This window comes from Curtobacterium sp. TC1, assembly GCF_019844075.1.
Taxonomy (GTDB): domain Bacteria; phylum Actinomycetota; class Actinomycetes; order Actinomycetales; family Microbacteriaceae; genus Curtobacterium.
In genome coordinates this window covers 89,388-101,449 of sequence record NZ_CP081962.1, presented here as the reverse complement: position 1 = coordinate 101,449, position 12,062 = coordinate 89,388, and the positions used below count along the sequence as shown (strand labels likewise).

The window sequence follows — 12,062 nt, the reverse complement described above, 5'->3', positions numbered from 1 at the left end:
AAGGTTGCAAGAATGGGGCCGTGCCAGGACTTGATCGCCTCATCTACGTCGACGACTCGGGGCGGCCGCAGTCGGGATTGGTCGTCTACGGGTGGATCGAGTTCGCTCCAGACCGATGGGCAGGGATTCTGCGGGACTGGCTCGAGCTGCGGAAACGGCTGTGGCGTGAGTCGGGGATCCCGGTCACCCAAGAGCTACACACGGTCGACTACGTCAACGGCCGTGGCAGGATCTCGCGCAAGTTCCCAGAGCGACACAGGCACAACGGCGTGGACTACTGGAAAGATTTTGGGCGCGAGGTCGCGGAAGAGTGTCTCGAGACCCTGCGCTGCGCGCAGGGCTTGCGCGTCGGCGCCGTCTACCGGAACGGTCTCCCGGAAGAGTTCGCGCAGACACGGCAGCAGGCGTACACGGCTTTAGTTTCCCGTGTGGAGCATGAGCTCGAGCAGTCGAACTCGTTGGCGATGATCTTCATGGATGGCGATGGGTCGGACTCCACATACCGATCGACGCACCGAGCGCTCAAGCTGGACAAGCGTCGCGTCATCGAGGACGCCATCCACCTTGACTCGCAACAGTCGCAGCTGGAGCAGATGGCCGATCTGGTCGCATGGAGCGCGAACGCGTACCTCGATCAGCACGACAGCAACCAGTTTGCCCAGCAGTGGTACGAGAAGTACCTTGCCGAGCGTGATCCCGCTCGCGGGCCGCAGCAGATCTGACTCCGGACACAGCTAGACCCCCTTGGCCCGCGTGCGCGGAGGGGGTCTGCGAGGTCAACTATAGCGCCTACCTCCTACTATCGGCAGGTCCGGCCGCAAAGTGCTTGGAGCGACGTGTTCGTGCGTCGACGTTGGAAAAAACGTGTGCGGGGCTCGAAAGAGGTGACCCAACCTGAAACTGCCGTTCATCAGAGCATCGCTCGATGATGTCCGACAGCCGATCGCTCACCGCAGACGTCGACACCGGTGGTGAGCTTGCTCGCGGCAGTGACCGTGGTCTTCGGAGCATCGGCGGTCGCTGCGCACGTGGTTGATCGCACACGTGTGCAGCGCAGGGAGGAGCATGGCTGCCTGGTCGTGCGCCGGGCCTGAGAGGCCTGCGACTCGCAGGTGTACCGGTTTCGCGGCCATCTCAACGAGACCTTCGGGGTCAGGCCGTGCGCGAGGGCTCCTGCGGGCGCCCTGTGATCGCCCGATGGCCAGAGATCGTTCTCAGTCAGGTCCAGGTGATCCCCGAGTAAGCGACCTCGAGTTGGTAGCTGGCGAGTGGGTCATGCAGTGCGACCAGCTGAACCCAACACCGGCTATCGGACACCGATACCAGCGCTCCTGTAGCCGACGACGACGCTATCCACTTCGCACTCGGGAGCCGCTTCGGTCCTGTCTCGTAACCGACCACCACGACGCGAGAGCCACCGAGCTCTTGCGAGACATGGCTGCGAGATGGTCAACGCTGGGTCTGCTCTGGGGGAGTGGGTCGCACTGCGAGACGTCTCGCAGCCGTAAACTTTCGAGACTTGAGCTGTCGCGCTTCAGGCGACTGACCTTCGTCAATCAATCGCATGTCGGTCAAATGCCTCTTGACAACGTCAGATCGCCTGGACGATGCTGGCCCAAAACCAGTAACCAAGGGGGTCTCATGTTCAAGAAGTTCGCGCTGACCGCAGCAACGGTGGCACTCGCGTTGGGGGCAACGGCGGTCACTGCCGTCCCGGCATCCGCAACGACGCCACCGGCAGCGTCCAGCAGTACTGTCCGAGCCGTCGCTTCGTCGGCTTCTTACTCGGACGTCGACGTGATTGGGTTCCTGGCGACGGGGACCGGGGCCATCGCCCGCGAGTTCCCAAACCTCGTTCCCTACATCCCTGTGGCGGACGGGCAAGCACCGACTCGGGCTCAGATCACCCAACTGACCACGCTCCTGAAGGGTGTGGATCCCAAGCTGCACTCGCGGATCACCGTCAAACTGCAGAGCGGAGATCCGTACGTGACCGCAGCGGCACTTCAGGCCTACCGCAGTGACGTCAACGCGCTCGCGAGGACTGACGCCAGCACCGTCGATGGCACCTTCACTGGTGACTGCCTCGTCGTGCTCGCCGCCGGCGTCCTCCTGTACCTCGCGGTCGCGACGAAGGTCTGGTACGCGGGCTCTTCGACGGGAACCGATGGAACCCAGGAGTTCGCGGCCGCGCTCGCCACAAGCTTCCAGCAGTGACAGCACGGTCGGACCGTCGGCCGCCGTGGGTGTTCCTCATCACGCTCGTCGTGCTCTTCCTCTGGACGGCCGTATGTGTGCTCGAGTCACTGGCGCCGAGCGCATTGACCCAGCACACGAAAGTCGCTGCCGCGTTTCGGGGTGCGATCGTCGCGATCGCACCCCAGCGGTGGGAGTTCTTCACCGCCAGCCCGGAGAAGCCGGTGCTCATCGCGTACAGGCAGGATTCGCTCGACAGCCTGATGCAACTGCCACAGTCGAAGGCGGAGAACCTGTTCGGGTTGAGTCGCACCCAGCGAGCGCAGGGTCCAGAACTTGCCCTGCTGGCGCCTCAGGTGAAGACGTGGAATAAGTGCGATAGTCCCGGTGATCCGAGTGCGTGTCTCTCTGTCGCGCGTGGGTCGTCTGCCCAAACCGTCAAGAACGACGCTGCACACCAGACACTCTGCGGTGCAGTGGTGTTAGCGGAGGTGAAACCTGTGCCGTTCGCCTTCAGAGGCTTTGGGTATGAGTCAAGCTCGATCACTCGGACCGCAACGCTGGACCTGGCATGCAGCTGATCTTCGGCGAGCTCAGGCCCCCGGTCTTGCGGCGGACCATCGATGCCTTCGAGATTCGGACAAGGCAAGTCTGGTTGGGCCGATCACTCATAGCGGCCGCTCAGCTGTCGGTGATCTTGCTAACGCCCTACTCCGCGCTGATGCAGACCCTCCTTGGGCAGGCTCAAGCACCGACCTGCCCAGGGATCAAGCAGGCGTCGATCTACTGCATCACAAAGAGCGCGCCCCATTGGGTGCCGACGACGCTGATGACTGTGGTGCTCCTCGCAGTGATCTTCGGGGTGCTTCCGCCGCTGTTGTCTGTTTTCCATGCATGGGTCTCGTTCTCCATCGCGGTTTCCATCGCGCTGCCAGACGGAGGGGACTCAGCGGCAGTCGTCTTCGCCATACTGATCATCGCAATCAGTGTCGGAGACAACCGGCGGTGGATCGGTCAACGACAACCTGCACCCTTGCCATCCTGGCGGCGACAAGTCGCCTTGGCCGGCCTAATGATGCTCCGAGTTCAGGTTGCAGCGCTCTACCTCGACAGCGCCGTCGGAAAGGTGTGGGCAACGCACTGGGCTAACGGAACCGAGGAGTACTACGTCCTTCGCGACCCATACTTTGGCGCCAGCGGCTTCGTCGGCCAGGCCGCCGAATGGATGACACGATCCGCACTGGTCACCGTCAGCATGAGCTGGGGGGCGATGATCATCGAGATCACCGTTGCTGTTCTCATTTTGTGTGGACCGCGCGCGCGTTCGTTCGCGGTCCTCGCTGACCTCTTCCTCCACGGATTCATCATCCTGACCATTGGGCTCTGGAGCTTCGGCCTCATCATGATCGGTGCGGTCGTCGTTGCGGCAACACCGGTCACTCAGCGAGAACGATCGAAAGAGTTCTGGGCTCGCGGGATCAACCGGCTTCAGTCGCCCCGTCGTAGCGCGCCCCAAGCCGCAACAGCAACGGCGGGACCAACCCGAACGCCGCACCTACCGGCAGCACCACCCACGCCGCGGGAGGAGGAGACGGTAGCGCGGCGACCGTGATCATCACCCAGACAGCGGGGACTACGCCAGCGAACGCTGCGAGAATTCCGCCACCAACCGGAACTTTTTCGGGCGACCCACGCAGTATTGCAAGAAGAGCAGCAGCGAGGAAAGCGACCGCTAAGATTCCAACGCCGACAGCCAGCCCAGAGGGGGAGTCATATCCATTTGCGCGCCCGTCGGGGGACCAGTGCACGGCGACCTGATCTGGTAAGTGGCGCCAGACCACCACCCCTTCAGCACCGGCCGCGGTAAATGGCAGCGCTACGACTGCGGATCCTATTATCCGACTTCTCATACTCAGCCGGACCGTTCCCCCTGCCCGCTTTTCCATGTAATCCCTCCAGGTTAAATCTGGCCACTGGTTGACTTTGAAACAGTGTAATGCTTTGGTGTTCTTGATGTGCGGTTCCGCGCATCGCAACCAGCATGAATAGGGGAATTTTATGCGTAAATCAATTGCCTTGACCGCTGCCCTCGCAACAGCGATAGCGGCGGTGACGACCTTCGCAGCCACGGCACCCGCGTCGGCGACTCCAACGCCTGTGAAGACGTCGGTGGTGACGACCTCGAGCAGCAAGCTGACCTACTCGGACAAGGACGTTCTGTCGTTCCTTGCCACCGGCCGTGGGCCGCTCGCCGAGCAGGTACCGGAGCTGCAGCAGTACGTTCCGTCCACCGAATCCGAGCTGACGTCGGCGCAGTTGGACAAGCTCCTCGCGCTGTTCACGAAGGCCGACCCGCAGTTCCACAAGAACGTGACCATCCCGCTGCAGAGCGGCGACCCGTACAAGACCCTCGCCGCCGTGAAGGCTGTCGAGAAGGACACCAGCGCCGTGTCGCGGGCCAACACTGTTCGGACGGGCGGCACCTACACGGGCGACTGCGCCACGGTGCTCGCAGTGGCCCTCGCGTTCTACGTCGTTCTCGGCGTGGTCCTCTGGGTGCCGGCTGCTGTGACTCCGAAGTCGTCGGATCCGCTGACGGACGAGGCGTTCGCGGCGAAGATTGCTGCCGGGTTCGACCAGTAGCTCGAGTCACGACGAGGAGGCGGGGAAACGATTCCCGCCTCCTCGTCGCATCCCGCGCGTCGTGAGGACGAGTGCGCTCACGAAGGCTCCGAGAACGATCCACGTGACCCACCCCAGCGGGCTAACGGCGACGGGATCAGGGTTCGTACCAGCGGCGACCACAAGTGACGCCATGCCGGCGGACGCGTTGAGGGCACCATGCGCTACGGCAGCGGGCCAGATTGAATCGGAGGCGGATCTGACCCAAGCGAGGAGCATCCCAACCAGCACGCAGCCGATGATCATGACTCCGACACCGAGCGCGTTCGGTCGCGCGAAGTTGTAGCCCAGCAAGATCACGGGACTGTGCCAAAGGCCCCACAGTGCGCCAGTGAGCGCTGCCGCTGGCCATCTTCCGATCGGCTGGAGTTCCGCGAGTAGCCATCCGCGCCACCCGATCTCTTCCCCCACCGCCACGAAGGTGTTGAACACCGCACCGAGCGGAATCGAGACAAGCTGCAGCAGCACCAACATCCGCACGGAGATGCCGAGGTCGGTTTCGCCGGTCACCGATCGCAGCTGCGCGGCGAAACCGGAGAAGGATTGCAGATCCGGTTCCAGTTGCCCGAGCACCACCGCAAGACCGACGCCGGCGGCAACCACGAGGACAATCCCGACCAGGCCCCCTGCCGCGAATGACAGCACCCGACGCCAGCTTCGCACGGGCCAGACACCGACGTCTGCCCACAACGACCGCCATGAGCGGCGTTGCCACAGTCGGCCGACGATGATCGCTGCGGCCGTCGGCGTGAACATCATTACCGCCATCCAAACAGTCGCGCCCGGCGTCGCCATGCCGGCTCCTAGCCACATCGGGAGGGCAAGCAACCAAGCGAGCCCACACGCAACGACGTAGAACATCACGACGGCTCCCCACCGTACGCCCGTCCCAGCTAATTGCTCAGTTCCGGTTGCGGCTGGCCCAATCCGTGCTGTCATGACGGCACCTGTTATGCCGTGCCAGGCGGAAGGATGAACAATCCGCCGATCATGCCATCGTCACGGAAGGAGATCCGCGCAACGAACTCGCCCGCCTCGAACGCCAATGTTGTGTTCGTGACCGTCAAGTCAGCAGCCCGCGTGACCTCAGGCTCTCCACGCGACTCGAAGGCACCAACGGTCGCGATGACTTGCGCCCACGCAGCTGCAAGGCCATCCGGTCCAAGACGCGCACGCACTGAAGGATCGAACCGAGCCACGACGTCATCCCAGTCCGCTCGTACGAGTTCATCGATCACGGTCCGAGCAAGCTCCCCTGCTTCCGCGAAGGGTTCCATGAGCATCGCCTCTCCTGTTCGTGGGTCAATGGGACGTCCGAAACGTTGGAACGCGGCCTGCCGACTCACACCGAGAACCTCGCCGATCTCCTGCCATGTGCGGCCTTCCGCACGCGCACTCTCCACCACCGCCGCGACCAGGGTGGTTGCTTGCGTCTGCGCGATGGTGGCCGACCGGAGTAGCAGCAAGACGTCATTGTCGGACGCCAACACGGGAGCAGCGAGGATCGCTCCAACCTGCTGATGCAGCGCTGCGGCGGCATCACGCAACCTATCCGACATATGTAAAGCCTACCTTTACTGGGCGCACTTCTGTCAAGGGTTTCGTCGCGGTCCTTCGCAACGACGGCTAAGTCCAGCACACGGTCATCGAGTGAGCGCACTAACTCTGCGATTCGGCAGTGCCGCACCGGCCACCGGGCCCGGGCCTCATTACGACGCTGAGTGCCGCGATGACGACGACGCGCGCGGTGCTGTCCACGACCGTGATTCCCCCAGGAGCTGAGATTCTGTTCACATGAGTTTGCCTGTTGGTTGGTTTCCCGATCCCTCCGACCCGGAGCGCGAGATGCTGTGGGATGGGGACCAGTGGACCGGCCTCACGCGCCCTCGCCGAACGGACGCCCCTGTCGAGGGAGTCGGCGGCCCTGAGGGTGTGGAGCAAGCCCGAGAGCCGTCTCGGCGCCGGCGGAAGCGTCGTCGTCCCGTTGTTCTGGCGCTCGTCATCGCCGCTGTGCTGCTCATCGCTGGTGGCGGTACGGCGGTAGCTGTGGTCCACGCGCGGCAGGTGGCGGCTGCTGAGGAGAAGGCGGAACAGAAGCAGGAAGCGGCCGCACGCACTCGTGCTGAACAACGTGAAGCACAACAAGCGGCTCAGGAGGCGGCTGACGATGCGGAACGTTCGACTCGAGCGGAAACCGTGAAGCAGGTTGAGGCGTCCGTGAAGACCATGGCGGAAGAGGATGCAACGGAGGGCATCATCGATGGTCCGATCATGTCCGTATCGTGCAACCCAGTCAGCGGCTCCACTGACGACCTGACCGACACCACCACCTCGTTCGACTGCTTCGCGGCAAACAAGGACAACGCGGACGGAACACAGTCGGGTTACTTCTTCAACGCCACAGTCAATTGGGTCTCCGGCAAGTACACCTACGGTCTCGGTAAGTCAGGAGCTTGACGAGCTCCGCCACCGCGGCAGCAGCGTGGCGACCCAGTCGTGGGTCGGGCAGGTAGGACGCGCGGCAGCGGGGAGTCAGCCTGAGGGGTTGTCGACCGGGCGGTCGTTTTCGTCGGTGCCGTCGATCGGGTCGACGTCTTTAGGGTCGGCGACGTCATCGGTGTCGGGCTTGTCGTAGTTCGAGTCTTCAGGGTTGCTCATGATGCCTCCTGTTCTGGGGAAGTGGGCTCTCCGCCCGAGTTGGTGCCGCTGTCCTGACCGGGGTCCTCGGAGATGGTCGTCGAGCCGTCCGGTGTGGTGCTGTCCTCGGTCATATCCGGCACCGTACGCGGATGTCCCGTCCCACCTCACATGGCACGGAAACGGTCGCCCTCGAGGGTGTCGCATCGGGTGTAGACCCGCGGGCACATCTGCTGCACCAGCTGCAGCACCGACCCCAACCCCACGCCAATTCGACCAGCCGATCCCGCGGCGCTGGGGTATACCCGGCGCAACACGAGCTGGTGGGCACTGGTGGTGCTGTCTGACCTCGCACGGGTTGTCGGATCTGAGGGATACTCTGTGGACATGACAAGCAAAGTCTTCGTCGTTCATGGTCGCAACGCCGCGGCCCGAGACGCCATGTTCTCTTTCCTCCGGTCCCTCGGTTTGAAGCCGATCGAGTGGGACCAGGCGGTCGCTCTTACGGGCCAGGGCTCTCCTTACATCGGGGAAGTCCTTGACGTCGCCTTCAGCGAAGGGCAGGCGGTCGTCGTTCTCCTCACGCCGGATGATGTCGCTTACATTCGCACTGATTACGCCAATGGCGACGGTGACCCTGAATTAGCCCCGGCAGGACAAGCGCGCCCCAACGTTCTTTTCGAGGCAGGGATGGCTATGGGGCGAGATCCGAAGCACACAATTTTGGTAGAACTCGGGGACCTACGGCCATTCAGCGACGTGGGAGGCCGCCATGCGGTCAGGATCTCTAATGAAGGACGTTTGCGGAAGTCTCTTGCTGATCGGCTAATCACGGCGGGATGCGAGGTCGACCTTACGGGGGGCGACTGGCTTCACGAGGGAGATTTCACGCCGCCTCCTGCTTTAGGAGATGGACTTCCTGTCGGAAAGAGAATTCCGAGCCAGGAACGTCGAGGTCCGCACGTCGATGGGCGATGGAGGGCGTCGGGTAGCACCAAGCTTGATCTAGTGCAGATCACGAACAATGGTGCTGTGGATCTTTTCAACGTCGAACTCATTGTTCCGGAGGAGCTGTCCAGACACGTCACGCTGCACGACAGTGGTCCGGTCGTGAAGCTTCCCGCCGGGAAGACGCTTACCGCGCGGGGCTGGACAACTCAAAAGACAATGGGTCCGTCCGGGCCTGCCCAGTTCGAACTTACTCTAACTGCACAGCTTGACGACGGAACCCCGTTTAGTCAAAACGTCTATTTTGATACGGTGGGTTGATTATGGAGATACCAGTCGAGTTCCCGCTTGACGCGGACGGTTTCCTTCGCCGTGAGTGCCCTCACTGTGAACAAGAATTCAAATGGCACAACGGACCGACCGGCACAGCGCCGGAGGACTTTGTCTATGGGGATACCTACTTCTGCCCTCGGTGCGGCCGGGCCGCGGGTCCTGACCAGTGGTTCACGCAGGAGCAAATCTCGTACCAAGAAGCTGTGGTCGCAGCAGCTGCTCCAGGGATCATTGCGGACGCCCTCGAGCAGGAATTTAAGTCGAGCAGGAACAGCGGTCTGACACTCAAGCGGGGCAAGGTAGACGGCCCAGCCGAGCCGAATCCTCTGGTGGAGCCTGACGACATGGCCATGCTCGCTCCGCCTTGTCATTCCTGGGAGCCAGTCAAGGTCCCCGATGACGCTGCTATGCCGGTGCACTGCCTTTTGTGCGGGCAGGCTTTCACGGTCTGAACACGATCTCCGGCGAGAAGAGAACGGGCAGCTACGTTCCGAGGTGCCCGGTTGTTCTGTGCGCGACAGTGACGTCAGTATGCCGCGTGCTCAAAAGGCTCTGCTCGCACCACCTAAGCGGTACGGGGGAACGACTATCCAGATGGCCGGCGGGCCCGCCTGGCGTCCGCGGTTCAGCTCGTGCCGCCGATGGTCGGCTTTAGGCGGGCCGTCAGCCCTCGGGCGTGAGGCCGTGCCCCTCGAGGAGCGAAGCGATTCGAGCGGGGTCGTTCCAGCCATCCGCAGCGAGGCCACTTGCCAGATGACGGACAGACGCCACGAGTTCCCCGAGAACCTGGTGATCGATGACGCGCATCCCATGGGGAGCGGTCGCGTCCTTCCAGAGCTTCCGCTCCGGGTGGATCATGACGGGTAGTGCTGACTGGTCCGGCGCGTACTTGTTGCCGAACCACAGCATTGACTGGCCGAGTTGAGCAACGTCCTTCTTCGCGACGAAGCTACTCGTTGCACCTGTTTTTGCCTCAACCACCCAGTACCGACCGGGCTCCAGGGCCCAGAGGTTGTCTGGTCCTTGACCGAGCTGACGCTCCGGTCGCTGCGATCCCAGCCCGAGGAAGTGGCCGAGTTCGAGCCACCCTTCTTCGAAGTCATCGGTTGCCAGAGGATCAAACTTGAGCTTCTCGAGCATCGCCTCCACTCCCACACGCATTGCTTGCGGGGTGCCGTACACCGAGGTCAAACGCGTGGCCGTGATGTTGGCCTGTGCGCCCTCGTGCACGAGCGGTGTGAACGCGATGCCGCTGAGCGGCTTCAGCACGTAGTCGTTCTTGCTCCTAGCCTGAGCGAGTAGCTCCTGGGCCTGGACCGGTTGGTGCGGGTCGGCATACACCGCTGCTTGCTCGAGCAGGGCCCCAGAACGTCGAGGGTCGGTTGATCCTTCTGCAGCGGTCACGAGCAGCAGGACAGCGCTTGCGTGGTCACCGGCCATCACGGTGTCGAACGCGTTCCTCATCGCGATCGCGGTTGTGTCAATCTGCGCAGTTTCGGGAAGCACTCCCTGTAGCTGCAGACGTGCGAATCGCACCCAGCCCGGATCTCGATCGAGTAGTTGCTGAACCGTCTCAAGCACCTTTGCCAACGGAGTGTTGGACATCCGCCTGGCTACGTTGCGTGAGGCTTCGAGCTGCTTCCGCGTGGCCGGGCTGAATCGGTCGAGCGTCCTCGGGTCGACGGTGAGATGAGCCAGGCGCCTGCCGAGTAGGAACACTGCGCAATAGTCCTCGGTGCTGCGAACTCCGCGGCCCATGCCCTGCTCGATGCGCTGCACCTGACGATCGTCAATCCCGCCGACCGACCGTTGCATTAGTGCTTGAAGTCGATCGTCGCCGTCAAAGGACTCCGGAAGGCCGTCGATTACCAAGATCCGGCAGGCGTTCTGCGGGAGGTCGATCCCGTCATACTTGTTGGCGACGACGACCAAACCGACATGCTCACCGCTGCGCATCCGCTCAACGGTGTCCTTGAGGTTGCGGGCGGTGGCCTGGGTTGTGGTTGGTCCGCTCCACCGCTCCACCGCTCCATTGCACGATCACTCGGCACGATTACCAAAGTGTTGTGTTGCAGGCTCATCTCTTTGACCGCCGAGCGGACGTCCTCGTCGGAGATTTGCGGATTGATCTCCTCGGGGGCAAGGATGAGGCGCTCTCCGATGTCGCCCGCGGTAAGTGGCTGAATAGGAGTGGTAACCAGGGCTGGGTCCGCATCGAAGTCCGTGACCAGCACACTGTCGTTCGCCAGTGTCGCCGTAAGGAATACGCGATGCTTTGCCTCGACGAAGCTTGTCACTCGGGACACAGGGGGACAGGGCGGGACAATGGTGACCTCGCGGTGCGTGAAGACGACGCGGGACAACGCGATCACGTCACGGATCGCGTCGTAGCGGAAGTCCATCGGGTCCGATTTGTACTTTCGCAGTATGACTCGAAGCTCGTCCGCCTTGCCGTTCACTGACCAGAACGGGACGCGGGCGAAAGTCGACCCGGTCAGTTCGATGATGTCGAGAAGGGTGTCCGGAGATTGTGTCTTCAGGTCTTCAGTGAATAGGTCGAGGAGCTCTTGGTAGCTCGCGCTATCCCTTGGCACCGTGATCGAAAACTTTTGACGAAGCCGGGCAAGCACGGCGTGAGCATCGTCGATGACGACAGCTCCGATTGGCACACGAGCGGCCGTCGGACGGTGATCGGAGAAGATCGTGTGCCCGTTGAAGAGTCGGTCAGCAGTGACGACGGCGATCGACTCGCCGGCCAGGTACGCACCGGACTCAGGGTCGGTCACAACCTTGAGGCCGATGTTACGAGCGTCGTCCACGGCCTGCTGTACGAGGTACTTATCCGGCGCGACGTAGAGCGCGGGCTTGATGCCCTCGTTGAGATAACTCTGCAGCATGATCAGACCGTCGATGGTCTTTCCGCCACCCGTATTGACCTTGACAATGACGTCGCGATCCGTTCGGCGTGCATGCCAGGCGGTCAGGATTTGTGCCTGGACGTCGCGAAGGTAGCCATATCCCTGAGCTTTGCCGGGGAGTGAGTCAAAGACAGCACGAGGTTCCGTCGGAAGCGCTGTCCCAACCTCGTTCGCCAGCTGGTCGAAGTCCATGGGGTATCTATATCAGCGCAAACAGCCGAGTCGAACTCAACTACGGCAAGTCGTTAGGCCGCACGGCAGACCCTCAGGTTCACGAAGGACGCGCCTATCTGACATAACACCGCCGTATCGGCGTGAACGAGAAGAGCCGGCCACCTCGAGGGGTGA

At 62.5% G+C, this 12,062-nt stretch carries 12 protein-coding genes and 1 pseudogene; 7 read left to right on the top strand and 6 right to left on the bottom strand.

Annotated features, from left to right (window positions below):
* The first annotated feature begins 20 nt into the window (after positions 1-20).
* The 4 genes from KZI27_RS00500 (at position 21) to KZI27_RS20110 (ending at position 3,808) form a co-directional block, all read left to right on the top strand.
* A complete protein-coding gene (locus tag KZI27_RS00500; protein ID WP_222657423.1) occupies positions 21-722 on the top strand; it encodes a DUF3800 domain-containing protein in 702 nt (233 codons plus the stop codon).
* Positions 723-1,641: 919 nt separating this feature from the next.
* Positions 1,642-2,217 carry a hypothetical protein gene (locus tag KZI27_RS00495; RefSeq protein WP_222657422.1) on the top strand — a complete coding sequence of 192 codons (576 nt, stop codon included), beginning with the start codon at positions 1,642-1,644 and terminating at the stop codon, positions 2,215-2,217.
* A gap of 29 nt (positions 2,218-2,246) precedes the next feature.
* Positions 2,247-2,777: an SdpA family antimicrobial peptide system protein gene (locus KZI27_RS00490; protein WP_222657421.1), complete on the top strand. Its 531-nt coding sequence runs from the start codon at positions 2,247-2,249 to the stop codon at positions 2,775-2,777.
* Complete coding sequence (locus tag KZI27_RS20110) at positions 2,768-3,808, top strand: sporulation-delaying protein SdpB family protein (RefSeq protein WP_261783833.1); 1,041 nt, start codon at positions 2,768-2,770, stop codon at positions 3,806-3,808. Before KZI27_RS00490 ends, KZI27_RS20110 begins: the two co-directional genes overlap by 10 nt.
* A gap of 148 nt (positions 3,809-3,956) precedes the next feature.
* Here KZI27_RS20110 and KZI27_RS20105 read toward each other — a convergent pair.
* Positions 3,957-4,106, bottom strand: a pseudogene (locus KZI27_RS20105) (DUF1648 domain-containing protein); the annotation flags it as partial.
* 262 nt (positions 4,107-4,368) lie between these two features.
* Between KZI27_RS20105 and KZI27_RS00480 the strand changes: the two are divergent.
* The gene (locus tag KZI27_RS00480; protein WP_222657420.1) at positions 4,369-4,839 is read left to right on the top strand and encodes a hypothetical protein; all 471 of its coding nucleotides are present in this window, start codon (positions 4,369-4,371) and stop codon (positions 4,837-4,839) included.
* A 6-nt stretch (positions 4,840-4,845) separates the two neighbouring features.
* On the opposite strand, the gene KZI27_RS00475 is transcribed toward KZI27_RS00480, so the two are convergent.
* Entirely contained in the window at positions 4,846-5,673 is an 828-nt protein-coding gene (locus tag KZI27_RS00475) for a CPBP family intramembrane glutamic endopeptidase (RefSeq protein ID WP_222657419.1), read from the bottom strand.
* Positions 5,674-5,828: 155 nt separating this feature from the next.
* Positions 5,829-6,437 carry a DUF3887 domain-containing protein gene (locus tag KZI27_RS00470; protein WP_222657418.1) on the bottom strand — a complete coding sequence of 203 codons (609 nt, stop codon included), beginning with the start codon at positions 6,435-6,437 and terminating at the stop codon, positions 5,829-5,831.
* A gap of 235 nt (positions 6,438-6,672) precedes the next feature.
* Here KZI27_RS00470 and KZI27_RS00465 point away from each other — a divergent pair, with 235 nt between their 5' ends.
* On the top strand, positions 6,673-7,335 hold the full coding sequence (locus KZI27_RS00465) for a DUF2510 domain-containing protein (RefSeq protein ID WP_222657417.1): 663 nt from the start codon (positions 6,673-6,675) through the stop codon (positions 7,333-7,335).
* Positions 7,336-7,410: 75 nt separating this feature from the next.
* On the opposite strand, the gene KZI27_RS20100 is transcribed toward KZI27_RS00465, so the two are convergent.
* Positions 7,411-7,536 carry a hypothetical protein gene (locus KZI27_RS20100; RefSeq protein ID WP_261783832.1) on the bottom strand — a complete coding sequence of 42 codons (126 nt, stop codon included), beginning with the start codon at positions 7,534-7,536 and terminating at the stop codon, positions 7,411-7,413.
* 366 nt (positions 7,537-7,902) lie between these two features.
* Here KZI27_RS20100 and KZI27_RS00460 point away from each other — a divergent pair, with 366 nt between their 5' ends.
* Positions 7,903-8,784 carry a TIR domain-containing protein gene (locus KZI27_RS00460; RefSeq protein ID WP_222657416.1) on the top strand — a complete coding sequence of 294 codons (882 nt, stop codon included), beginning with the start codon at positions 7,903-7,905 and terminating at the stop codon, positions 8,782-8,784.
* 675 nt (positions 8,785-9,459) lie between these two features.
* Here the strand turns inward: KZI27_RS00460 and KZI27_RS00455 are convergent.
* Positions 9,460-10,752, bottom strand: coding sequence for a helicase C-terminal domain-containing protein (locus KZI27_RS00455; RefSeq protein ID WP_222657415.1), 1,293 nt, complete (start codon positions 10,750-10,752; stop codon positions 9,460-9,462).
* Positions 10,662-11,906: a DEAD/DEAH box helicase gene (locus tag KZI27_RS00450; protein WP_222657414.1), complete on the bottom strand. Its 1,245-nt coding sequence runs from the start codon at positions 11,904-11,906 to the stop codon at positions 10,662-10,664. The genes KZI27_RS00455 and KZI27_RS00450 overlap by 91 nt, the downstream gene beginning before the upstream one ends.
* Between the last annotated feature and the right edge of the window lie 156 nt (positions 11,907-12,062).

Bases quoted from the DNA above. Each gene is read 5' to 3' on its own strand.
- KZI27_RS00455 (WP_222657415.1), bottom strand. From the start codon at position 10,752: ATGCGCAGCGGTGAGCATGTCGGTTTGGTCGTCGTCGCCAACAAGTAT.
- KZI27_RS20100 (WP_261783832.1), bottom strand. From the start codon at position 7,536: ATGAGCAACCCTGAAGACTCGAACTACGACAAGCCCGACACCGATGAC.
- KZI27_RS00465 (WP_222657417.1), top strand. From the start codon at position 6,673: ATGAGTTTGCCTGTTGGTTGGTTTCCCGATCCCTCCGACCCGGAGCGC.
- KZI27_RS00450 (WP_222657414.1), bottom strand. From the start codon at position 11,906: ATGGACTTCGACCAGCTGGCGAACGAGGTTGGGACAGCGCTTCCGACG.
- KZI27_RS00460 (WP_222657416.1), top strand. From the start codon at position 7,903: ATGACAAGCAAAGTCTTCGTCGTTCATGGTCGCAACGCCGCGGCCCGA.
- KZI27_RS20110 (WP_261783833.1), top strand. From the start codon at position 2,768: ATGCAGCTGATCTTCGGCGAGCTCAGGCCCCCGGTCTTGCGGCGGACC.
- KZI27_RS00475 (WP_222657419.1), bottom strand. From the start codon at position 5,673: ATGGCGACGCCGGGCGCGACTGTTTGGATGGCGGTAATGATGTTCACG.
- KZI27_RS00495 (WP_222657422.1), top strand. From the start codon at position 1,642: ATGTTCAAGAAGTTCGCGCTGACCGCAGCAACGGTGGCACTCGCGTTG.
- KZI27_RS00470 (WP_222657418.1), bottom strand. From the start codon at position 6,437: ATGTCGGATAGGTTGCGTGATGCCGCCGCAGCGCTGCATCAGCAGGTT.